Origin of the sequence: Streptomyces sp. 5K101, assembly GCF_046506645.1 — a bacterium.
Taxonomy (GTDB): Bacteria; Actinomycetota; Actinomycetes; order Streptomycetales; family Streptomycetaceae; genus Streptomyces.
Genome location: NZ_JBKFFO010000001.1, coordinates 114,930 through 137,517, shown reverse-complemented (window position 1 = coordinate 137,517; position 22,588 = coordinate 114,930). Strand labels below are relative to the sequence as shown.

Below are 22,588 nucleotides of genomic sequence, written 5' to 3'. Positions count from 1 at the left end.
GACTCCAGACTCATTGCTTTCTCGGGCCCGACTACAGAAGGTCGAGCACACTCAGGTCGGCGACGCACTTGCCGATGTACTCCGACGAGAGCGACGGCACGCGGCCCTCGCCCACACCGAGACGGTGCACCGCCGCGGTGAACTGTGCGGCCGGTACCGCACAGGCCGCCCTCGGTTCGGCCGGCCGGGCGTACGCCTGCATCAACGGCAGCAGGGACGACCTGCGTTGACGGTCCGGAAGGCCGCGCAGAGCCGCCTCCGCGCGCATGTGCCACTGCCCGTAGTCGTCGAACCGGGTGACCGGGTGACCCGTGGTGGCCAGCCAGTCCACGATGTCGTCCAGCGAGACGCCGTCGTCGTTCGCGTTGACCGTGTTGTACGTGACGTACCCGTCCGCGCTGTGGGCGCTGAGCGAGGTGATCGCCGCGGCGGTGAAGTCGACGGGCAGGCCGCGGTAGTGAGCCCGTCGGCGACTGCCGTCCTCGTCGAGCCGGTAGAAGGAGCGCGGCGCCACGCCCGTTGCGATGACGCTGAGGAGCAGCCGGGTGAACCGGTCGGTCTCGTTCAGCTGTCCCGGCAGGCTGCTGTGGGGAAGGATCATGTCGGGCCGGAACACGGTGACCGGCAGGCCCGTCCTCTCGTGTGCCGCACGCAGCAGGACCTCGCCGGCCCACTTGCTGGTGGCGTATCCGTTCGCGTCGGAGTCGTTCAGCTGCCGTGTCGCGGCCGCGGTACGGATGTCGACGGTTTCGTCGAGGAACGACCCGTCGGGCTGTATCGCGGCGGCCACGGTCGACACGTAGGCGAACCGCTTGGTCCGGTGGGTGAGCGCCAGCGCGATCAGCTCCGCCGTCGCGGCAACGTTCGGCGCGAACAACCGGCGGTACGGAAGTACGTGGTTGACCAGGGCCGCGGCGTGCACGATCCGGTCGGTGCCGGCGGCCAGCGCCTCCCAGCTCGCCTCGTCGAGGCCCAGCCTCGGCGCCGACACGTCCGCGGCCAGGACCTGGAGATGCTGTGCCGCGACAGCGTCGAACCAGTCGGTCCGGTCCGCCGACGCGGCGCGCAGGCAGGCGACCACGCGCTGCCGGGCGGCCGCGTCGTCGGCGGCCCGGGCGAGACAGGTCAGCCGCCCACCCGTCTCGGCGACGCGACGGAGCCATTCGACGGCGAGGAACCGGCCGAGGTACCCGGTGGCCCCGGTGAGCAGGACATGCTGGACCGGGGCGGTGTCCTCCGGTGTCCTCGGTTCCCGGGTGAGGAGCCGCTCGTCGACGAAGCGGTCGAGGGCCAGGTCGCCCGCCCTCACCTCGTCCGCGTCGAGGCCGTGCACCGAGGCGAACGTGGGACGCTCCGACCGCGTTCCGCGCGCCGAGCCGATGTGGTCCGCGATGCGGCGCAGCGTTGAGGCCGGCTGGAGGACGACCTGGATGGGCACCTCCACGTCGACGATCTGTTCGAGAACGGTCGAGAAGGTGAGCGCCGACAGGGAGTCACCGCCCAGGTCCGTGAAGGCGGCATCCGGCCGGACCAGCGACGAGGGGCAGCCGAGGGTGATCCGAGCCGCGGTGAGGACCGCTTCCAGCGGTGCGACGTCCCGGCCCGCGGCCCGCAGTGCCGCGATCTGGCCGGCCCGGCCGTCCGCGATGTCCGCGTACAGCCGCTCCAGTCGAGCGCCGTAGCGTTCCTTGAGGGCGGGGCGCAGGAGCTTGCCGACCCCCGACAGCAGTCCGTTGCCGACCGTGAACGGCAGGCGTTCGACGAGGACGTCGTGCGGGATCTCGTACGCGTTCAGTCCGGCCTCGTGGGCGAGTTCGCGCATCGAGTCCAGGACCGTCGCCCGTATCCCGGACTCGTCCGCCTGTCCGAGGAGCTCGGTGTCGGGGACGACCACCGCCAGCAGGAACGCCTGCTCGCTGCTGCCGTAGACGTAGATCTGCGCGATGTACGGGCTGGTGGCATACAGCGCCTCCAGCGCGGAGACGGCGACGAACTCGCCCTGGGAGAGCTTCACGACGTTGTTGATCCGGTCGACGTAGACCAGGCGGTCGGGTGCGATCTCGGCGAAGACGTCCCCCGTGCGGTAGTAGCCGTCCTCGTCGAAGGCGCGTGCGTCGGCGTCGGGCTGCCTGTAGTACCCGGGGAACAGCCCGACCGATTTCACCCGCAACTCGCCCCGGGGGTGAGGCTTGTCGGTCGCGAAGTATCCGAGCTCGGGAACGTCGACCAGCTTGTAGTCGGTCACCGGCGGACGGCGTACCACCTGGTCGACGACGATGGCCCGGGTCGTCTCCGTCGACCCGTAGCAGTCGATGATCTGTGTGCCGAGCACCGAACCCATGAAGGTGTGCATCGACGCCGACAAGGGCGCGCTGCCGCACAGGGCGATGAGGATCCGGCCGCCGAGCATGCCGTCGCGGAGCTGGTCGGACGCGGCCGCCTCGGCCTCCGGGCGGGCGATGCCGGAGCGGCAGAGGCGGTCGGTTGTGAGCAGGTGCCGCTGGTGGACCATGTCACAGATCCTGGGCACAAGGCTCAGCACCGTGGGACGCGACAGGCGGATGTCGTCGAACAGCGTCGACATGTCGCTGCGGGCCGCGAAGAAGCCAATGCCGCCCGAGGCGAGCCCGCTGACCAGCCAGGAGCGGCCGTTGACGTGGCTCATGGGCATGTAGTGCAGGACGAGCACCGGAGTGCCGCTGCCTCCCGCGGTGTTGAGACCGCCGGTGGCGTTCTGCCACATGCGCGTGATCATGGACGCGGTGTAGATCGCGCCCTTGGGTGTGCCGGTGCTTCCGGAGGTGTAGATCAGGCCGGCCGGTCGGTCCGGATCACCGTCGTCGTACGGCTCCACGGCGGGCAGTTCGCCGCCACGGCCCAGTTCGTCCCGCAGCGGCACCACGGCGGCCCGCCCGCTCAGCTTGGCGACGGCCGCCTCGACGGCCTCCCGGTGGTCGTCCACGCGGGGGTCGTGGTCGAAGACGACGAGGCGCTCGATGCGGTCGGACGCGAGGACGGCGTCGACCGCGGTGCCGAGCGAACCGATGTCGGCGGCGAGGATCCGCGGCCGCGTCTCGGCGACGACCGGCGCCAGTCGTCGGGCGGACGATCCGATGGGCAGCGGGACCGACACCGCTCCCAGGTACATGCAGGCCAGGTCGATCGTGGCGTAGTCGACCCCGGTGAATCCCAGCGTCGCGACGAAGTCGCCGGCGCGCAGGCCGGCCGGGCCCTCGGCCCAGGCGGCGGCGAGCCTGCCGACGCGCTTCCACAGCTCGCCGTAGGTCAGCGTCCTGAAGGCGGGGAGGAGTTCGCGGGTGTGGCGGCCGGTGTCGGGGTCGCGGACGATGCGGTCGGCCCTGCGGGCGAGCGCCGGCCGGTCCGCGTATCCGTGCATGACGGCCGCGATGGTGCCGACGAGGCTCCTGTCCCGGCGGCGGACGGCCTCGGCGACGTCCGGCGACGGCGCTGCCCGGGCGAACTCGGGGTCGTTCGCGTGCAGTGCCGCGATCCTGGTCGCGATGTCGTGACCCGCCTGATGCTCGGACATGAGTGCTCCGGTGTGTGAGGAATGCGATGAACCGACGCCGCGCGGGCGGTTTCCCGCCGGGCGGGCCCTGAGGGTTCTGTCGACGCACGGTGCGTCACCGTGCCCGGTCAGGGCGCGGGACTGTGTCGAGATGCGGCTCCGCCGTGAACGCGTCCGGCCACGGACGCCCCGCGGTTTCCGTGACGGCTCGCGGTTTTCCGTACGTCACTCCGCGCGGAGCGCTGACGCGGGCAGCCTCCGGCCGCCGAGGAAGGCGGCCAGCGCCATGAGCGCGTAGATGACGACGAGGGCGAACGCCGGGGCGGCGATGCCGTTCCCGGACTGGAGACCGCCGAGCAGGGCGACGCCGATCAGGGATCCCGTCGACCGGCCCGCCGACATCAGTCCACCGGCGATGGCCGAGAGGTGTGCCGGGGCGGTCGCCATGACCAGGGTGATCTGCGGCACGGTCGACAGGCCGAAGCCGATTCCGATGAAGGCGAGCGCGAGGCAGGTACCGACCGGCGCCCGGCTGCCGACGGCGGCCAGCAGCACCCCGCCGAGCAGGGACAGCAGGATCCCGGCGCCCAGCACCGTCCGGGCGCCGAACCGGGCGTCGACGCGTCCGGCGACCAGCGGCATGAACGTGATCGGCAGCGCGGAGGACAGGAAGAACAGCCCGGTGGTGGCCGCGCTGTAGCCGCGCACCTGCTGGAGGAACACGCTGAGCGTGAACATCAGTCCGTTGTAGCCGACGAAGAGCAGCAGGCCGGCCGTGACGAAGGCGCGGAAGCCGGGGGCCCTCGACAGCTCGCCCGGGATCAGGGGGTACGCGTAAGTGCGCTGCCGGATCACGAAGGCGGCGAGAGCGACCACAGCCGTCACCGATGCGGCCACCGGCAGGGGCCGGGTCCAGCCCAGGTCCTGGCCTTCGGCGAGTGCCAGCGCGAGGCCGCCGAGGAAGACGACGGAAAGGACCTGGCCCGGCACGTCCTGCGGCTCCTTGCGCGCGGCCCGTTCGGTCCGGGGCATGTGACGCGCCGACAGCCACAGGACCAGCACGACGACGGGCACGTTGATCAGGAAGATGCTCCGCCAGCCCACCGTCTCGACCAGGGCGCCCCCGAGAGTGGGACCGAACGCGACCGGGCTTCCGGCGACCATCGACCAGATGGAGACGGCCTTGGCGCGCTTGTCCGGGTCCCGGTAGGTGTCGGTGAGCATCACCAGGGTGGCGGGCATGATCAGCACCGCGCCCAGCCCCTGCGACGCCCGCATGGCGACGAGCACGGCACCGTCGGGAGCGAGGCCGCACAACGCGGACGTCACCCCGAACACGACGACGCCGAGGCGGAACATCGGCACCGCGCCGTACCGTGCGACCGCCGCGGCTCCGGCCAGCAGCAGACCGGCGATGACGACCACGTACGCGGTGACGACGGCCTGCATCGTCGGCAGGGTCGCGTGGAGGCCGGCGCGCATCGCCGGGACCGCGATGTGGACGATGCTGGTGTCGATGACGATCATCCCGTGCGCCAGGCAGGCCACCGCAAGGACGCGTCCGGGCCGCAGAGCCGCGTCACCCACGTCCGCCGTGCGCTTGTCGAGACTGGTCGAGTCGGCCATGGGCCTGCCATTTCACATGAGTCGGTCAAAGATCGTGCCGGTCAATGCTGCGAAATCCTAACCGCGCCCGAACCGACGTCAACCGTGAACTCCGGAGAAACGGCACCGACGTCCCGATTGGCCCGATTCCAGGGTCCGGTATAGAGGACGGTCTACTTCCCCCTCATGTCTGACGCTCCGTAGTCTCGGGGCGCTGAGAACAGCGAGAGGGTGCCGCATGGAAGTGCCAGGAACAGGTTCATCACTGCCTTTTTCCGGGGGATTCCCGGGAATTCCGCAACGTCCGTCGTCCATGCCGTTCCACCGCTATGCGCGTGACGAACCGGTGCCCACTTCCGGCTGGTCACGGCGATGGCCGGACCGAGCGCTCGACCGTGCTCCGGTGTGGGCCTCCGTCGATCTGAGGGACGGCAACCAGGCACTGGCCGACCCCATGGACACCCGCCGGAAGAAGCGGATGTTCGATCTGCTGGTCGCGACGGGTTTCAAGGACATCGAAATCGGATATCCGGCGGCCAGTGCCGACGATTTCGACTTCGTGCGAGAACTCGTCGGCAAGGACGGAATTCCGGACGACGTGACGGTTACGGTTTTCACGCCGGCCCGTCCCGAACTCATCGAGCGGACCTTCGAGGCGATTCGCGGAGCCGAACGCGCCGTGGTGCATTTGTGCCACGCGACGGCGTGCCTGTGGCGCGAGGTCGTGTTCGGCATGACACCGGGCGAGGTGCTGCGCATGGCCGTCGACGGCGCGCGGCAGCTGGTGCGGCTGGCCGAGAGGCAGCCCGGGACGGACATCCGGTTCGAGTACTCGCCGGAGACCTTCAACCTGACCGAGCCGGAGCTCGCGCTGGAGATCGCCAACCGGGTCGCGGAGATCGTCGACGCAACGCCCGGCCGGCCCCTGGTGCTGAACCTCCCGACCACGGTGGAGACCCACTCGCCCCATGTCTTCGCCGACCAGGTGGAGTGGATGGACCGCAACCTCGACCGGCGTGACGCGATTATCCTGTCGGTGCACCCGCACAACGACCGGGGCACCGCCGTCGCGTCGGCGGAGCTGGCGATGCTGGCCGGGGCCGACCGGGTCGAGGGCACGCTGCTCGGCAACGGCGAACGCACCGGCAACGTCTGCCTGGTGACCCTCGCGCTCAACCTCTTCAGCAGCGGTGTCGATCCCCAGCTGGAACTCTCCGACATCGACGCCGTCCGTGAGGTCGTCGAGGACTGCAACCGGCTGCCGGTGCACCCCCGCCACCCCTACGCCGGAGACCTGGTGTACACCGCCTTCTCCGGCACCCACCAGGACGCCATTGCCAAGGGCCTGGCCGCGCTGGCCGACCGGGCCGTGAGCGAGGGCAGGAACGTCGGCGAACTTCCCTGGCGGGTCCCCTACCTGCCGATCGACCCGAAGGACGTCGGCCGCGACTACCGGGCGATCATCCGGGTCAACAGCCAGTCCGGCAAGGGCGGCATCGCCTATGTGCTCAAGTCCGGCTGGGGTGTCGACCTGCCGGCGGAGATGCGCCGGGACTTCGCGGGAGTCGTCCAGGACGCCGCCGACACCCTGGGGCGGGAACTGGAGCCGGCCGAGATCTGGCAGCTCCTCAAGGAGACCTACGCCTCCGACACCTCGGCCGCGCTGCCGGCCGGTGCCGACGCGGACGAGGTCGTCGCGGAGCTCGCCCCCGCGCACGGCGTCGAGTTCACGCACGTCCAGGTCACCGGCACGGCGGCCACGGCCGGAGAGCCCACGGCCTGCTTCGTGGCCCTGGCCGCGGGCGGCCGCACGTACTGGGGACTCGGCCTCGCAGCAACGGCCGCCGACGCGGCGCACAGATCGGCCCGGTCCGCGCTGCGCCGGGCAGGCATCCACGAAGGAGAGCGGTGAAGAGCAAGTCTTTCGTCGCCGTCAGCCCCGGCACATACCGGGAGGACAGCGGCATGGTCTACGAGGACTTCGTCCCCGGCGAGGTCATCGAGCACCGGCCGGGCCGGACGATCACCATGACCGACAACGTGTGGAGCTCCCTGCTCTGCCTCAACCAGCATCCGCTGCACATCGACGCGGTCTACGCCGAGCAGACCCGGTTCGGCCGGATCCTGGTGTCGAGCCTGGTCACCTTCGGGATCGTCAACGGGATGACCGTGTCCACCATCAGCGCCAAGTGCGTCGCCAACCTCGGCTGGGACAAGGTCCGTCTGACCGCCCCGGTGTTCGTGGGCGACACGCTCTACGCACAGACCCGCATCGTCTCCCGGCGCGAGTCCGCCACACGGTCCGGCGAAGGCATCGTGACCGTGCACACCGTCGGCCGGAACCAGGACGACATGACGGTGATCGAATTCGAACGCACGATTCTCGTGCCCCGCCAGGAGGCAGACCGGTGATCCCCGTCATCAACCTCGAAACGGCGCACTCGGACGCCGAGCGCAAGCTCGCCGACGAGATCTCCGACGCCTGCCGGCAGACCGGCTTCTTCGTCGTGCGGGGCCACGGGATCGCCCCCGAGGTCTTCGACGACGCCTACACCGCGTCGCTGCGCTTCTTCGAGCTCCCGCCGGAGACCAAGAGCGAGTTCGCGATGCGCACCTCCACCGCGCGCGGCGACAACGACTACAGCCCGTACGGCTACAGCGCCCTGCTGTCCGAGAACGCGTACGCCTACACCGGCAAGCCGGACATGCCGTCGGACTACGTCGAGAAGTTCAGCGCCGGGCGGCTGATCCTGCGCGACGACGAGGAGCTTCCCTTCCCCGCCGACGAGCTGGGAGCCGAGCTGCGCGCGTCGCTGAAGCGGTACTTCGCGGCCTGCGAGACCGTGGCCGGCCGGATCGCGGAACTGCTGGCTCTCGCCCTGGACCTGCCGCGCGACTTCTTCGCCACCCGGACCAACACCTCCAACGACTCGCTCCGCTCGCATCTCTACCCCGGCGTCGCCCCGGAGTTCCTGAACGACCAGGGCATGGGGCAGCACACCGACGGGACGCTGATAACGCTGCTCACCCAGGACGGCCCGGGTCTCCAGCTCCAGGACCGCTCCGGCCGCTGGCTGGACATCGAGGTGGCGGAACGCGACAGCTTCATCGTCAACATCGGCGACCTGATGGCCCGTTGGTCGAACGACGAGTACGTCTCCACACCGCACCGGGTCAGACTCGCCGACCGGCGGCGGCAGTCCATCGTGTTTTTCAAGCTCGCCAACGACGACACCGTCATCGAGTGCTTCCCGAAGTTCGTGGCCGACCGCTCCGCGAAGTACGAGCCGATCCGGTACGAGGACTTCTCGCTCCAGAAGATGAACCTGCTGTTCGGACGGGAGGGCGGCACGCGATGAGACCGTACGCGAGCCTGCTGTACACCCCGGCGCTGCTGCTGGCGTCGGTGGCCGAACCGGGCAGGGTCCGCGCCGACATGCTGGTCCTGGACCTGGAGGACGCCATCCATCCGGCCAGGAAGGCCGAGGCCCGCACGCTGCTCGCGCAGGCGGACCTGACCCGGGCCGGCCTGCCCGCCCTGGGCCTCAGGGTGAACACCATCGCGACGCCCGACGGCCTGGAGGACATGCGGGCGCTGATCGAGACGGACGCCACCATCGGCGGCGTGCCGATCGACGTGGTCTTCGTCCCCAAGATCTCCGGCCCCGGGGACGTGGCGATCTACCGGTCACTGCTGGCGCGCACCTCGGAGCCGCCCCAGATCTGCAGCTTCATCGAGACCGTCGACGCCGTCGAGAACGCCGCCGCCATCGCCGCGGTGAGCGACGGCCTGTGCTTCGGCCAGGCGGACCTGACGGCCGAGCTGTACGCCGAGAACGCGTCCTATCTCGACTACGCGCGGGCCCGGCTGTGCGCCGCAGCGGCCAAGTACCGGGTGCCCGCCATCGACACCAACTCGTTCGAACTGCACGACCTCGCGGTCGTCGCGGCGCAGTGCCGGGCGGCCCGGGACGCCGGCTTCACCGGCAAGGCCGCCATCCATCCCCGCCAGGTCGACGTGATCGCCGACACGTTCACCGTCGGCCCGGACGAGATCGCCGAATACCGCAGCGTCGTCGAGGACTACCACTCCACGCCCTACGGCTTCGCCGTCGAGAAGGACCGCGTCCTGGCCCCGCCGTTCGTGCTGCGGGCCCAGCGCATGCTCGAACTCCACGCGCCCGACGACGCATCCGCCCACACACCGCTCTCGCACCGAGGAAACCGGGGAACGAAGTGAAGACTCTCCCGCAGCACGTGAACATCGACGTCTCCGCCTACGAGACCGAGCTGGTCGACGGCCGGCTGCAGGCCGTCGGCGACGAACTCGTGAGTGAACTGGTGCGCCTGGCGGCCGAGGGCGACGGCGTCGCCGTCTGCCGCGGCGTCGCCAAGACCCTTCAGCGTCACGGCCTCGACGTCCACGAGGAGCAGGACGCCGCGGTGGCCCGTGACTACCTGGAGTCGCTGTTCCGTGCCTTCGGCGAGCGGGTGGACGTCGCGGCGTACACCCCGGTCGCGATCGACTACGACCGCATCGCCTGCATGGACGTCGACGGCTACAACAAGAACACGCGCTTCACGCCGAACGGCGACCACACCACCGAGCGCGAGTTCCTGACGACCAAGTGTGTGCACTTCGACTCCGTCACGCCGTTCGTCGGAAACATCTACGGCCCCAACACCAACATCACCGGCGGCATCCCGGTGGTCTGCGACACCCGCGCGTACTGCAGGGACAAGGGCGTGGCCCCGGCCGACCTGATCGAACTGATGCCGCACAGCTTCAACGTCGCGGTCAAGGAGGAGCACGCCGAGCCCGCCCTGGCCGGCTACGCCGCCGCCGTGGACGCCGACCTGTCGAACGACCTGGTGATGGTCGTCCTGCTCAACGAGGTGGACGGCGGACTCGCTCACGCCGGCTCCGAGCCGCGGCCGACCGACCCGTCCCGGCCCTCGCGCCGCCCGATCCGGCACCTGGAGTTCCAGTTCGCCGAGGACATCGAGCTGACCAAGTGGTTCCGGCACTACCGCCTGGAGGTCCCCGCCCCCAGCCTGCAGCTGCCGGACGAGGCCGCGCGCCTGCGCTTCCACCGCGGTATCGACCCGGTCGAGGCGCAGCGGTGACGACGACCACCGGACCCGGCGTGCCGGTCATGTCCGAGAGCGATCGCGAGGAGCTCGACGCGCTCCTCGCGGCGCTCGCGGCGGGCGACTGGCCCGAGCAGATCGACAAGGCCCGCGAGTTCTACGACGCGTGGGGCACCCCGATCGCGGACGACATCGCGGTCGAAGAGCGCGACGGCGGCCACCTGCTGACCCCGCCGAACGCCGAGGGCTCCCTGACCGGCCTCTACCTGCACGGCGGCGGCTACGTCTACGGATCGCTGCGCAGCCACGGGCACATGGTCGGGGAGATCGCGCGGGCCGCCCGCTGCCGGATGTTCTTCGTCAACTACCGGCGGGCCCCCGAGCACCCCTACCCCGCGGCGCTCGAGGACGCGGTCGCCGCGTACCGGAGCCTGCTCGCCGAGGGCCTCGCCGGCTCCGACGTGGTCCTCGCGGGGGACTCGGCGGGCGGCGGCCTGGTGCTCGCGACGCTGCTGAAGCTGCGGGACGCCGGCCTGCCGCGGCCGGCCGCCGCGGCGTGCATCTCGCCGTGGACCGACCTGACCTGCAGCGGGGAGACCTACACCACCCTTGAGGACGACGACCCGATGCTCAGCAAGCCCATCGTGGCCCTGGTCGCCGAGTCGTACCTGGCCGGCACCGCGCCGACCGAGCCGTACGTGTCCCCGCTGTTCGGGGAGCTCGGGGGGCTGCCCCCGGTGCTGCTCCAGGTGGGCAGCCGCGAAATGCTGCTCAGCGACGCGGACCGGTTCGCGACCGGTCTGCGGCAGGCAGGCGGCACCGGTGTGCTCGAAGTGTGGCCCGGCATGGTGCACGTGTGGCATCTGCACCACGCGCGCCTGGCCAAGGCCCGCGAGGCCGTGAGCCGGCTCGGCGGCTGGCTCCGCGCGCGGGCGGAGGAAGCCCGATGACCGAGCACAGCGCGATGACCGAGCACCACCGGCTGGCCGACGACAGGCCGGTGGCCGAGAACATCACCGGCCCGCACCGGTACCGCAACAACCGCACGATGGTCCCGGCCGGCGAGGCCGCCTGGGGCCTGTCCCGCGAGCACGGCATGCTCGGCCTCGTGGTCGAGGCCGTCGACGGCCAGAACCGGCTGCGGGACCTGAGGACCGGGCACGAGTTCGCCAACCTGTCGTCCTGCTCGTACCTGGGGCTCAACAGCCATCCCACGGTGCTCGAGGCGGGGCGCGCCGCCCTCGCCGAGGAGCGGGTCACCGGGCTGTCCATGGGCGAGTTCCGGATCCGTCTGGGCATCATGGAGCGGCTGGAGGAGGAGCTCTCCGCGCACTTCGGCGCCCATGTGCTGCCGTCGGTGTCCTGCGGGGTGCTGAGCGCGGCGATCCTGCCGCTGCTGGCCTCCGGGCATCTGACCGACAGCGAGCCCCTTGTCGTGGTCTTCGACCGGTTCGCGCACTTCTCCATGAACTTCCTCAAGCCGATCCTGGCCGACGAGACGCTGGTGCTGACCTGTCCGCACAACGACATGCAGTACCTGGAGGACATCTGCAAGCGGTACCCGCGGGTGGCCTACGTCGGCGAGGGCGTCTACTCGACCGGGGGACAGGCGGACCTGAAGGGGATCAAGGACCTCCAGGACCGTTACGGCATGTTCGTCTACCTCGACGACTCGCACGCCCTGTCGGCGGTCGGCGAGCGCGGCGAGGGCTACGCGCGCACGGTGTTCGACGTCCTCGGCTCCCGTACGGTCGTTGTCGCCTCCATCGCCAAGGCGTTCGGCAGCACCGGCGGCATCGCCATGGTCGGTGACCGCGAGCTCTTCGAGTTCCTCTACCGGTCCGGGCCGCTCGCCTGGTCCCAGGGGCTGCGGACCGCCTCGGTCGGCACCACGCTGGGTGCCCTGGAGGTCCACCGCGGCCCGGAGCTCGGCCGGCGTCGGCGGCAACTCGCACGGAACATCGAGCTGTTCGACGAGCGGCTGCGCGGACACGACCTGCGGGGCACCGGATCGCACATCAAGTTCGTCACCGTCGGCGACAACGACCGGGCGGTACGGCTGTCGACCGAGCTCTACCGGCGCGGCTACTACTGCTCCGCGATGTTCTTCCCGATCGTGCCGCAGGGCCAGGCCGGGGTACGGATGATGCTGCGCGGCGACATGCCGGCGGAGCTGACCGAGCGGTTCGCGTCCGACCTGCTGGACGTACTGGCGGGGCTCGCGTGATCCCCGCCGGCCGGCGGCACGGAGTGGCCGACGTCGCGGCCGTGGCCGCGCTGATGCGGGAGAGCCTGCGCAGCGGCGCTGTCCGGCGGATGATCGTGCCGCTGCGGCAGTTCGTCGACGACGGCCACGGCACCAGGTTCCTGTCGATGCCCGCCGTCAGCCCCGACCACCGCCTCTGCGTCAACAAGACCGCCACCATCACCGACGGGCCGGGCCCGACCGTGACGTCCGTGGTCCCGGTGTTCTCGACGGTGACCGGGGAGTCCCTCGGGGTGCTGGACGGCGTGGCCGTCACCAACCTCAAGTGCGCCGCCGTGACGGCCGTGGTCACCGACCACTGCGCCGCCCGCGACAGCGCCGTCCTCGGCATCGTCGGGTCCGGCGTGCAGGCCTGGGAGCAGTACCTCGGTGTCTCGGCGGTGCGCGAGATCACCGAGGTACGGGTCCACTCCCGCACCACCGCGCACGCCGAGATGCTCTGCGAGCGCATCCGGCGCGTCGCCGGCCGGATCCGGGCCGTGGTCTGCGCGTCGGCCGAGGAGGCCACCTCGGGAGCGGACGTCGTCTCCACGGCGACCACGTCCGCACTCCCGCTGCCGATCGCCGCGGACCTGCCGGAGCACGTGCACATAAACTGCATGGGCGCGCACACCACCGAGTCGCGGGAGCTGCCGCGCTCGCTGATGGCCGCCGCCACGCTGATCGTCGAGGACATCGACATCGCCGTCGCCGAGGCCGGCGAGATCCACCGCACGGCGATCGACCTGGAATCCCTGGAGACCGGCGGCCACACCGGACTCGACGGCCGCCCGACCGTCTTCAGCTCCACCGGCCACGCCTCACTGGACCTCATCACCTGCGCCCACCTGCTGGCGCATCCGCAAAGGACCCCCGCATGACCACCGAGCCGACCGCGACCGAGGCCGCGGACCGGGAGTTCGCCTCCGCCCTCGAACGTCTCGGCATCGAGATGCCGCCGGACCTCGCGGCCGGCGTCCTGGCCGGACACCGCTCGCTGCGAGCGATGACGGAGCTGCTGCGCACAGTGGAGATCACGGATGTCTGACACCCACCCCACCGAGGGACCCGGCGCCCTCGCCGAGCTGTCCGTCGCGGAGGCCGGAGCGCTGCTGCGCGCCGGCACGATCACCTCGGTGGAGCTGGTGGAGCACGCGCTGGGCCTGATCGAGACCCACGACCCGTGTCTGCACTCCTTCGTGCTGGTGACCCGGGACCTGGCGCTGCGGCGCGCCGCGCAGGCCGACCGCGAGCTGCGCACCGGCATCGACCGCGGCCCGCTGCACGGCATCCCGTACGCGCTGAAGGACATCCTCGCGGCCGAGGGCCTGCCCACCACCAACCACTCGCGGCTGACCCTCGACGACGTCGCCGCCGAGGACAGCACCGTGGAGGCCCGGCTGCGGGCCGGCGGCGCCGTGCTGCTGGGCAAGCTGGCCAGCTACGAGTTCGCGTTCGGCGGGCCGAGCACGGACCTGCCGTTCCCACCGGCGCGGAACCCGTGGCACCGCGAGCACATCCCCAGCGGTTCCTCCTCGGGGGCCGGGGTCGCCGTGGCGGCCGGATTCCTGCGCGTCGCATTCGGATCCGACACCGCCGGTTCGCTGCGCGGCCCGGCGTTCCACTGCGGGGCCGTCGGTCTGAAGCCGACCTACGGCAGTGTGTCCGGGTACGGCGCCACCCCGCTGGCACCCACCATGGACCACTTCGGGCCGCTGGCCTGGACGGTGGCCGACGCCGCCGCGGCGCTCCAGGTCGTCGCGGGGCCCGACCCCCGCGATCCGCGCACCCCTGGGACACCGGCGCCGGACTTCCTCGGCTCCCTCACCGGGGACGTCCGGGGGCTGCGGGTGGGGTACTCGCGCGCCTGGTACGCCTCCGATCCGGCGACTCTCCCGGAGATCACCGAGGGCATCGAGCGGGCCCTCGCCCACCTCGACGGACTCGGCGCGATCGTCGAGGAGTGCGAACTGCCGCCGTACGAGGTGTTCGACGCCTGCGGCCGGGTCATCCTCATGGCGGAAGGGTTCGCCGTGCACGAGGAGAACCTGCGCCGTTCGCCCCGGTCGTTCGGCCGCTTCACGTACCAGAAGCTGATGCCCGGGGCCGGGGTCGGCGCGAGTGATCTGCTGCGTGCGCGGGAGGTGCGCGGCCGGCTCGGCGCGGCCCTCGACCGGCGGGTCTTCATCGACCACGACGTGCTGATCACGGCCTGCGGCCAGACCACCGCCGCCCGTTTCGACGACTTCGGCACCGACTGGCCCCCGCCGAAGCTGGCCAACGACATGCAGACGATCCCGTTCGCGGTCACCGGGCACCCGGCCATGTCCCTGCCCCTCGGGTTCGCCGGGAACGGCCTGCCCATCGGCGTGCAGCTCGTGGGGCGCAGGTTCGGTGAGGCGAGCCTGTTCCGGGTCGGCACGGCCCTGGAGGCCGAGTCCGGCCGCCGGGACACCCGGCCGGTACTGACGGGACGTCCATGAACGACCCGAAGCGTTCGCAACTTCCGCGCGGCTTCGGGAAGGACGGCGCTCTGCCGCCGGCCCAAGCCATCTCCCAGGAGTGGAAAGTGGAACACACCTCGACGGCCCCGCAGACGATCACCGCGACTGATCCCCGTCTGCTGCTCAACGCGTTCGACCATCAGTTCCGGGGTTTCCGTACCTTCTGGTTCGACCGCATCGCCCCCGCCGGGCCCGTCGTCCTCCCGGCCGCGCGTGGCGCCGAACTGGAGAGCGCGACCGCGTACCTCGCCGGCCTGCTGCGGCGGGCGGTACGGACCCTGGGCGGCGACTGCCTGACCCGGCACCGGGCCCTGGGCCTCGACGAGCGGCTGACCGCCTTCTACGGGGACGAGGACTTCGAGAACGCCTACGCGACGGTCATGGGGCGGCCGGACGTGATGCTCACGGAATCCGGCTGGAAGTTCATCGAGTTCAACTTCTGCTCGTCAACCGGCGGCCAGGTCTACGCCCACCTCCTCAACGAGCTGTGGCGCCAGCTGCTGCCCGACGAGGCATCGGCTTCCCTCACCCTCGCGGATCCCCTGAAGGCACGGACCGAGATGCTGCGTACCGTGCTCGGGGACCTCGGCCTCGATCCGCACGTCGCGCTCGTCGGCCACCTCCCCGACGTCTTTCTCACCGACATCGGGGAGGCGGGCCGGAGGTACTACGAGATCGAGACCGACGCCCTGCGGAAGGGAGGTATCAGGGCCGAGTACTTCGAAACGGACGAGTTCATCGACGCCCTCGGCTCGCGCAGGGGCGAATTCCCGCTGGTTCTGGAGCGGACGGTGCCGCAGGAATGGATCGACGCGGGAAGGGACCTCGGTCCGCTGCTCACCATCAGGAAGTGCGGCTCCGCGGTCCTGACACCGCAGAGTTCCTACCAGGTGGCGAACAAGCAGCTCTTCACGGTGCTGTCCAAGGGACAGGACTGGATGACCGACCGGGACCGGGAATTCGTCGACACGTACATCCCCTGGTCGCGAGGGATTCGCGAGGACGTCGTCGAATACCGGGGAGAGTCCTGGAAGCTGGAAGAACTGCTCAGGAAGCGGCGGGACGACTTCGTCCTGAAGCGCTCCGACGGAGACCAGAACTTCGACGTGCACATCGGCTCCAGGACCGACCCGTCCGCCTGGGAAAGCGTCATCGCCAAGGCCAGGTCGGCAGGCACCTGGACGGCGCAGGAGACCCTCCACAGCGCCGAGATCGACGCGGACGTGCTCGACTGCGAGCGCGGCGAATACCTGGACGTCTCGACGCGTGCGGTGTTCGGCCCCCTGTTCATGGGCGGACGCATGTCCGGATGCGTCGTTCGCTACGACGTCCCCGCCCCGCGCGACGCGGTACCGGGGACGGCGCGTCCGAGCATCCTGGGCACCGTCGGCTGGCACGCGCACTGAACCCGCCCGGACCCCGACAGGGTCACGACTCCCGGCGGCCCGGCCCGGGCCGCCGGGGAACGCGGCAGCCGCTCTTGACCCTGCCGTCGTGGGCCCGCCGGACGTGGTCACCGGCCCGGCTGGTGCCCGTCCTTGTGGACGAGCGCCACCAGCTGGATCCGCGACCGCACGTCGAGCTTGCGGTAGATCCGGGTGAGCGCCGCCTCCACGGTCTTGACGCTGACGTACAGGGCGGCCGCGATGTCGCGGTTGCCGTGCCCTGCGGTGACCAGTTCGGTGATCCGTTTCTCCGCGTCCGTCAGACCCGCGAGCCCGGCCGGTGCGCTGGTCCGCCCCGGCTGGTCCGGCTCCCACAGCGGCGCGCCCGCCTTGTGGAACACCGCCTCGGCCGCCGCTCGCAGTTCCCTGGAGCGGGCCGGGCGCCTGCGCCGCTGTTCGACGGACGAGTGGGTCAGCAGCACCCGGCCGCACTCCAGCGGGTGACCCAGCCGTTCGAAGGCGCCGAGGGCACGGACCAGCAGGCCCTCGGCCGCCCCGAACTCGCCGGCCGTCGCGCGGCACAGCGCCTCCGCGCGGTCGAGCGAGGCCAGCACGCCGCGCCGCCCCAGCTCCACGGCCCGGAACCGGGCACCGGCGACGGTCCGCGTCGCGGCCTCCAGGTTTCCGGCGGCGACCAGGGCCTCGGCGAGGTCGGCCTCGTAGCGGATCTCCGCGGGATCCGCCACGGCCAGGTCCTGCACCAGATCCCGCACCCTGAGCAGATCCGCCAGAGCACCGCCGGTGTCCCGCAGCAACAGCCGCGTCATGCCGGACAGGTGCAGGCAGCGCGCGGCGAAGACGGTGTCGCCCTCCTCCTCCGAGGCCGCCAGGCCGAGTTCCGCGTACGTGAGCGCCTGTTCCAGGGTTCCGCCCGCGAGTTCGGCGGTCGCGGCCGCGTACCACGGCGGGCCGGGGGAGGTGCCCAGGTCGCGGGCCATGACCATGAGCCGGCGGGCCTCCTCGCAGGCGACCTGGCCCTCGCCGCTGTGCGCGCGGATCCGGACGGAGCTGCCCAGCAGCCAGAGCTGATCGGCGGGGCAGCCGGCCTCGCCCGCCGCCGGGCGCAGCTCGTCGAGCAGCCGCCGGGCCTCGTCCAGCCGGTCGTCGAGCCGGGTGAAACCGACGGCGACCCGCCGCGGATCGTCGGTGAGCCGGCCGCCCGCGGCTGCCGTGCCCGCCCGCAGGGCGAGCCGGAGCTTCTCGGCGTGGTCCGAAGAGCCCCGGCCCCGCTCGATCTGGGCTGTCAGGGCCAGGGCCGCGGCGTACGCCGCGGGGTCCTCGGCCTGCTCCGCCCACTCCACGGCGTCGCGGGCGTGCGCCAGGGCCTCGGCGCAGCAGCCCTGGCTCATCCGCATGCTCCGGGCGAGACGCAGATGTGCCGCCGAGACCAGCGCCGGCTCGTCGGCGGCGGTGGCATCGGCCAGCGCCTGCGCCGCGACGTGCGCCAGCAGCGCGGCGCCCCGCCCGGCGGCGTCGACGACGGCGAGCCGGGCCCGGGCGTGGTCCACGGGCCGGGCCGGGGACCGGGCCAGCTGGTCCAGGGCCGCGCAGGCCAGGTCGAAACGCCCGGCAGCCGCGGCGTCCCGGGCGGCCGCGACCAGCAGGCCGGGCTCGGTGCCGCCGGCTCGGTCGGCCGCCAGCAGGCCGAACTCGGCGGCCCGGGCGTGATCGTCACGGTCGCGCGCGGCAGTCGCGGCGGAGACCAGCGCCGGCACCAGGGGCGCGCGGATCTCGGCCGGGGCCAGGGCGGACGCCTCGTGCCAGGTTCGGTCGTCGGGCCCGGCCATGGCCTCGGCCAGGGCGAGATGGGCCTGGCGCACCGCCTCGCCGCTGGCCTCGGCGACGAGGCCCTCCCGTACGACCGGTGCCGGAAAGCCCACGGCACCGTCGGCCACGTGGATCAGCCCGGCGGCCTCGGCGGCGGCCAGCGCCGCGTCGGTGGCCGGTCCGGCGGCACGGCGGACGGCGTCGAGCGACGGATCGGCCGCCAGTGCCGCGACGAGCAGCACCCAGTGCACAGGCGCGGCCAGGCCGGCCAGCCAGGCGCGCAGCGCCTTGCGCGCGTGCGGGGCCAGCGGCTGGGTGTCCAGTACCGCCGGCCCCCCGGCACGGGCCAGCCCGGCGGCGATGTCCGCGACCAGGCGCGGGTTGCCCCCCGCCGCCATGTGGATGCGACTGGCGATCCGCAGCGGAATCCCGAAGGACCGCACGACGGCCGTCGACTCCTGCGGGGTGAGCGTGGGGACCGCGATCTCGACCGCACCACCGCCGAGGACGTCGTGCGACGGCGGGCCGTCCGGCCGCAGCGCCGCCAGCAGCGACACGCTGCCGCGGCTGCGCCGCGCGGCGAATCCGAAGACGTCCAGGCTGCCCGGTCCCCACCAGTGCAGGTCGTCGGCGGCGAGCAGCAGCCGGGCCTTGCGCCCCCACGCCTGAAGGCACGACAGGACCGTGACACGCAGGGTCGTGGGATCGGGTTCGGGCCCCGTGACGTGGCGCAGCACCCAGTCGATCGCCGAGCGCTGGGGCTCCGACAGTTCGCCGCGCACCTCCGCCGGGCACACGGCGAACAGGTCCACCAGCGGTACGTAGGGAACGTGTGCGTCGGCGGGGGCGGAGCTGAGCCGGACCACGGGGTCCCCGGCCGCCTGCCAGGCCGTGCACACGGCGTCCAGCACCGCGGACTTGCCGAACCCGGTGGGCCCGACCACCGCCACCGCACCGGCCTGCCGCAGTTCCCCGCAGACCTGGGCGACCAGGGGGTGGCGCGTCGTCACCGCGATGCCGCCGTCCACGCCTCCACCTCGTCCGCACTGCGCGGCAGGCCCGACGACAGGCAGTGGGCACCGTCGGCCGTGATGACGAGGTCGTCCTCGATGCGGACGCCGATGCCGCGCAGCTCCTCGGGGATCGTCAGATCGTCGGGCTGGAAGTACAGGCCGGGCTCGACGGTGAGGACGTGGCCGGCCTCCAGCACGCCGTCCAGGTAGGTGTCGCGGCGGGCACCGGCGCAGTCGTGGCAGTCCAGGCCGAGCATGTGGCCCGAGCCGCAGACGGTGTACCGGCGGTACCGGTCGGCGACGGGAGCCGCCTCGCCGGCCGGCCGCAGGCCCCAGCTGTCCAGTCCTTCGGCGATGACGCGCATCGCGGCCTCGTGGAAGTCGCCGAACCTGGCGCCGGGCCGCAGCGCGGCGATACCCGCCGACTGCGCGGCGAACACGAGGTCGTAGACGCGGCGCTGCACATCGGTGAAGCGTCCGCTGACCGGCAGCGTCCGGGTGACGTCGCCGGTGTAGAAGGAGTCGGCCTCGACACCGGCGTCCAGCAGGAGCAGGTCCCCGTCCCGCACCGGGCCGTCGTTGTGCATCCAGTGCAGGACGCACGCGTGTGAACCGGCCGCGGCGATGGTCTCGAAGCCCAGGCCGTACCCTTCGAGCCGGGCCCGCCGGTTGAAGGTGCCCTCGATCCAACGCTCCCCCCGGGCAAGGCTCGTGGCGTGCCGCAGCTCCCCGGCGACGTCGTGGAACCCGGCGACCGTGTGCCCCACGGCGGCACGCAGCTGCTCGATCTCCCACTCGTCCTTGACCAGTCGCAGCTCCGAAAGGAAGGTCAGCAGTTCGGTCTCGGCCTCGCGGGCCGGCGGTACCAGCGCGTCGACGAGTGCGTCCTCGCCGCGCACGACCCGGGTCGGGACGTTCCCGCCGAGGGCGCGCTCCAGGTCGTCGCGGGCGGCGGCCTCGACCCCGAGGGCGTCGGCGGTCTCCGACAGCGTCCGGCGCCGGCCGACCCAGAACTCGCCGTGCCGCCGGTCGCTGTAGAACTCCGCGCCGTTCGGCCCACCGTCGCGCGGCGACCGGGGCCGGGTGAACAGGGTGACCGAGTGCCCCGCCCCGGTGGGTTCGAAGACGAGGACGCTGTCGGGGACCGCCTGCGTCCCCTGCTCGGCGGTGAGATGGACGAACGCGGAGTGCGGCCGGAACGTGTAGTCGAAGTCGTTGCTCCGGACCTTGAGTCCGCCCGACGGGACGACGATCCGTTCCCCGGGAAACCGTGCGGACAGCGCCGCGCGCCGTTTTGCTGCGTACACCGCACCGGACACGAGCGGCAGCTTCAGGCTTGTGTCCTCCCATCCGTTTCGAAAGGACTCGGCCACCGCGGCCGGTACTTCACGATCATGACTCCGCACGCCGCGCGAGCCGTCCTGCCGTTCCATCGCACGCCTCCCCCATCGTCTGGCGGTCCGCCTCTGAATCAACCGCCGCAAGCCATCAACTGCCCCAAGCCATCAACTGCTGCAAGCCGCGACCGAACACACCGGGCGATGCGGTCGGCCGCCGGGCCGCCGCGGCCCGGTGCACGGGCCGCGGCGGTCGGTGTCAGCCGCAAAGGCGGGCCATCCAGGCCTCCACCTCGTCCGCGGCCCGCGGCAGGGCTGCCGAGAGGTTCTCGTTGCCCTCCTCGGTGACGAGGATGTCGTCCTCGATCCGGACGCCGATGCCGCGGTACTCCTCGGGAACCGTCAGGTCGTCGGACTGGAAGTACATTCCCGGCTCGACGGTGAGCACCATGCCCGCCTCCAGCGTGCCGTCCACGTACATCTCGGTACGGGCCTTGGCGCAGTCGTGGACGTCCAGGCCGATCATGTGGCCGGTGCCGGCCAGGGTCCACCGGCGGTGCAGCCCCAGTTCGTAGGCCTCGTCGGCCGACCGGTCACCGAACATGCCCCAGGCGGCCAGGTGCTCGGCCAAAACCCGCTGGGCGGCCTCGTGGAAGTCCCGGTACCCGGCCCCGGGCTTGACCGCGGCGATGCCGGCCTCCTGCGCCGCCAGCACCGCGTCGTAGACCTTGCGCTGGATCGGCGTGAAGCGGCCGTCGACGGGCAGGGTGCGGGTGACATCGGCGGTGTAGAGGTTGCGGGTCTCCACTCCGGCGTCGAGCAGCAGGAGGTCGCCGGGACGGGCCTCGCCGTCGTTGCGGACCCAGTGCAGGGTCGTCGCGTGCGGGCCCGCGGCGCAGACCGAGGCGTAGCCGACGTCATTGCCCTCGATCCGCGCGCGCATCCAGAACGTGCCCTCGATGGCGCGCTCCAGCGTCGGCGTGTCGGTGCCGAGGAGGCGCACGACGTCCTCGAAGCCACGGGCGGTGGCGTCGCAGGCGAAGCGAAGGTCGGCGATCTCGAACTCGTCCTTCACCAGGCGCATTTCGGAGAGGAAGACGCGGAACTCGTTGTCGCGCTCGGCGGTCACCTTGTCGTTCAGCGCGGCGTCGACGGCAGCGTCGTACCCGCGCAGCAGGCGGATCGGGCCGGTGGCCGCGCCGAGCCGCTCGGTCAGCGTGCGGACATCGCGGCAGGGCAGACCGAGCAACTGCTCGTTCTCGGTGAGGCTGTTGCGGCGGCCGTCCCAGAGCTCGCCGTGGTAGTCGGTCCAGAACTCGCCGTTCTCGCGGTCGGAGCGGGGGAGCAGGTAGGCGGTCGCCTGGTGCGTACCGTCCTGGCCGGGCTCCAGGACCAGTACGGCGTCCTGGGACTGATCGCCCGTCAGGTAGACGTAGTCGGAGGACGGACGGAACGGGTAGTCCGTGTCGTTGGAGCGGACCTTCGGGTTGCCGGCGGGGATCACCAGCAGCTCACCGGGGAAGCGGGCGGACAGCTCCGCCCGGCGGCGCGCGGTGTGCGCCGCCTGCGGGACGGGTTCGAGGTCGTGCCGCTCGGTGTCCGCCCAGCCCTGCTTCATGTTCTCGGCGAGTTCGTCGCTCACCCCCGCGTACAGGCCGTTCTTCCGCTTCTTGTTCTCGTCGTGCTCCTGGGTCACAACCGCCTCCTGAGTCGAATCGCTCACGCACTGCTCCTCAATCGCATACGGCCGACAGCCGAAGGGGCGGGCCGGCCCGAGAAAAACCCAGCGTGAGACGCACCGCGCGGGCACGACGTCGCCGAAGGCCCCCCTGGACCGAGTCGACGGCACCGGCGTGCGGCGAGCCCTGTCTCCCGCACGGGCCCCTGCCCCCGCGACCCCCCTCAGCAGCTGACGAACGCTCAAACTTCAGGTCACCGCGCTTGTCCACACTGTGAACGGCACTCTGGCAGACGCCCTACCGCCTCGCTTCATACATGTGTCTGAATCGTGACGGGTCCTTTTACATCATTTGTCGATGGGCTGACCTGCTG

At 71.6% G+C, this 22,588-nt stretch carries 16 protein-coding genes; 11 read left to right on the top strand and 5 right to left on the bottom strand.

The features are described from left to right. Positions 1–31: 31 nt before the first annotated feature. Together car and ACLB9X_RS00635 are read right to left on the bottom strand one after the other, a co-directional pair. The gene (gene car, locus ACLB9X_RS00640; RefSeq protein ID WP_410358178.1) at positions 32–3,550 is read right to left on the bottom strand and encodes a carboxylic acid reductase; all 3,519 of its coding nucleotides are present in this window, start codon (positions 3,548–3,550) and stop codon (positions 32–34) included. Positions 3,551–3,754: 204 nt separating this feature from the next. After that, on the bottom strand, positions 3,755–5,155 hold the full coding sequence (locus ACLB9X_RS00635; protein WP_410358177.1) for an MFS transporter: 1,401 nt from the start codon (positions 5,153–5,155) through the stop codon (positions 3,755–3,757). Positions 5,156–5,447: 292 nt separating this feature from the next. On the opposite strand from ACLB9X_RS00635, the gene ACLB9X_RS00630 reads away from it, so the two are divergent. The 11 genes from ACLB9X_RS00630 to ACLB9X_RS00580 are packed head-to-tail and all read left to right on the top strand — an operon-like array spanning position 5,448 to position 16,380. After that, positions 5,448–7,046: a 2-isopropylmalate synthase gene (locus ACLB9X_RS00630; protein WP_410358176.1), complete on the top strand. Its 1,599-nt coding sequence runs from the start codon at positions 5,448–5,450 to the stop codon at positions 7,044–7,046. Between the two features lie 53 nt (positions 7,047–7,099). Continuing rightward, complete coding sequence (locus ACLB9X_RS00625) at positions 7,100–7,546, top strand: MaoC family dehydratase (protein ID WP_410358597.1); 447 nt, start codon at positions 7,100–7,102, stop codon at positions 7,544–7,546. Beyond that, positions 7,543–8,493, top strand: coding sequence for an isopenicillin N synthase family dioxygenase (locus ACLB9X_RS00620; protein ID WP_410358175.1), 951 nt, complete (start codon positions 7,543–7,545; stop codon positions 8,491–8,493). The genes ACLB9X_RS00625 and ACLB9X_RS00620 overlap by 4 nt, the downstream gene beginning before the upstream one ends. After that, positions 8,490–9,374: an HpcH/HpaI aldolase/citrate lyase family protein gene (locus tag ACLB9X_RS00615; RefSeq protein WP_410358174.1), complete on the top strand. Its 885-nt coding sequence runs from the start codon at positions 8,490–8,492 to the stop codon at positions 9,372–9,374. Before ACLB9X_RS00620 ends, ACLB9X_RS00615 begins: the two co-directional genes overlap by 4 nt. Further along, positions 9,371–10,261 (top strand): hypothetical protein, encoded by an 891-nt coding sequence (locus ACLB9X_RS00610; protein ID WP_410358173.1) that lies wholly within the window; start codon positions 9,371–9,373, stop codon positions 10,259–10,261. Before ACLB9X_RS00615 ends, ACLB9X_RS00610 begins: the two co-directional genes overlap by 4 nt. Then, entirely contained in the window at positions 10,258–11,175 is a 918-nt protein-coding gene (locus ACLB9X_RS00605; protein ID WP_410358172.1) for an alpha/beta hydrolase, read from the top strand. Before ACLB9X_RS00610 ends, ACLB9X_RS00605 begins: the two co-directional genes overlap by 4 nt. Continuing rightward, a complete protein-coding gene (locus tag ACLB9X_RS00600; protein ID WP_410358171.1) occupies positions 11,172–12,452 on the top strand; it encodes an aminotransferase class I/II-fold pyridoxal phosphate-dependent enzyme in 1,281 nt (426 codons plus the stop codon). The genes ACLB9X_RS00605 and ACLB9X_RS00600 overlap by 4 nt, the downstream gene beginning before the upstream one ends. Next, positions 12,449–13,351 (top strand): ornithine cyclodeaminase family protein, encoded by a 903-nt coding sequence (locus ACLB9X_RS00595; RefSeq protein WP_410358170.1) that lies wholly within the window; start codon positions 12,449–12,451, stop codon positions 13,349–13,351. Before ACLB9X_RS00600 ends, ACLB9X_RS00595 begins: the two co-directional genes overlap by 4 nt. Next, complete coding sequence (locus ACLB9X_RS00590; RefSeq protein WP_410358169.1) at positions 13,348–13,518, top strand: hypothetical protein; 171 nt, start codon at positions 13,348–13,350, stop codon at positions 13,516–13,518. The genes ACLB9X_RS00595 and ACLB9X_RS00590 overlap by 4 nt, the downstream gene beginning before the upstream one ends. Beyond that, positions 13,511–14,953 (top strand): amidase, encoded by a 1,443-nt coding sequence (locus ACLB9X_RS00585; RefSeq protein ID WP_410358168.1) that lies wholly within the window; start codon positions 13,511–13,513, stop codon positions 14,951–14,953. The genes ACLB9X_RS00590 and ACLB9X_RS00585 overlap by 8 nt, the downstream gene beginning before the upstream one ends. After that, positions 14,950–16,380 (top strand): hypothetical protein, encoded by a 1,431-nt coding sequence (locus tag ACLB9X_RS00580; protein ID WP_410358167.1) that lies wholly within the window; start codon positions 14,950–14,952, stop codon positions 16,378–16,380. The genes ACLB9X_RS00585 and ACLB9X_RS00580 overlap by 4 nt, the downstream gene beginning before the upstream one ends. A gap of 107 nt (positions 16,381–16,487) precedes the next feature. Here ACLB9X_RS00580 and ACLB9X_RS00575 read toward each other — a convergent pair whose 3' ends face one another. The 3 genes from ACLB9X_RS00575 to ACLB9X_RS00565 form a co-directional block, all read right to left on the bottom strand. Beyond that, complete coding sequence (locus ACLB9X_RS00575; RefSeq protein WP_410358166.1) at positions 16,488–19,214, bottom strand: LuxR C-terminal-related transcriptional regulator; 2,727 nt, start codon at positions 19,212–19,214, stop codon at positions 16,488–16,490. Next, positions 19,193–20,632 (bottom strand): aminopeptidase P family protein, encoded by a 1,440-nt coding sequence (locus tag ACLB9X_RS00570; protein WP_410358165.1) that lies wholly within the window; start codon positions 20,630–20,632, stop codon positions 19,193–19,195. The genes ACLB9X_RS00575 and ACLB9X_RS00570 overlap by 22 nt, the downstream gene beginning before the upstream one ends. 163 nt (positions 20,633–20,795) lie before the next feature. Beyond that, positions 20,796–22,259, bottom strand: a complete 1,464-nt coding sequence (locus ACLB9X_RS00565) for an aminopeptidase P family protein (protein ID WP_410358164.1) — start codon at positions 22,257–22,259, stop codon at positions 20,796–20,798. Positions 22,260–22,588: the final 329 nt, after the last annotated feature.

Coding starts and splice junctions, on each gene's coding strand:
- ACLB9X_RS00630 (WP_410358176.1), top strand. CDS start 5,448: ATGCCGTTCCACCGCTATGCGCGTGACGAACCGGTGCCCACTTCCGGC.
- ACLB9X_RS00635 (WP_410358177.1), bottom strand. CDS start 5,155: ATGGCCGACTCGACCAGTCTCGACAAGCGCACGGCGGACGTGGGTGAC.
- car (WP_410358178.1), bottom strand. CDS start 3,550: ATGTCCGAGCATCAGGCGGGTCACGACATCGCGACCAGGATCGCGGCA.
- ACLB9X_RS00615 (WP_410358174.1), top strand. CDS start 8,490: ATGAGACCGTACGCGAGCCTGCTGTACACCCCGGCGCTGCTGCTGGCG.
- ACLB9X_RS00585 (WP_410358168.1), top strand. CDS start 13,511: ATGTCTGACACCCACCCCACCGAGGGACCCGGCGCCCTCGCCGAGCTG.
- ACLB9X_RS00625 (WP_410358597.1), top strand. CDS start 7,100: ATGGTCTACGAGGACTTCGTCCCCGGCGAGGTCATCGAGCACCGGCCG.
- ACLB9X_RS00600 (WP_410358171.1), top strand. CDS start 11,172: ATGACCGAGCACAGCGCGATGACCGAGCACCACCGGCTGGCCGACGAC.
- ACLB9X_RS00590 (WP_410358169.1), top strand. CDS start 13,348: ATGACCACCGAGCCGACCGCGACCGAGGCCGCGGACCGGGAGTTCGCC.
- ACLB9X_RS00580 (WP_410358167.1), top strand. CDS start 14,950: ATGAACGACCCGAAGCGTTCGCAACTTCCGCGCGGCTTCGGGAAGGAC.
- ACLB9X_RS00570 (WP_410358165.1), bottom strand. CDS start 20,632: ATGGAACGGCAGGACGGCTCGCGCGGCGTGCGGAGTCATGATCGTGAA.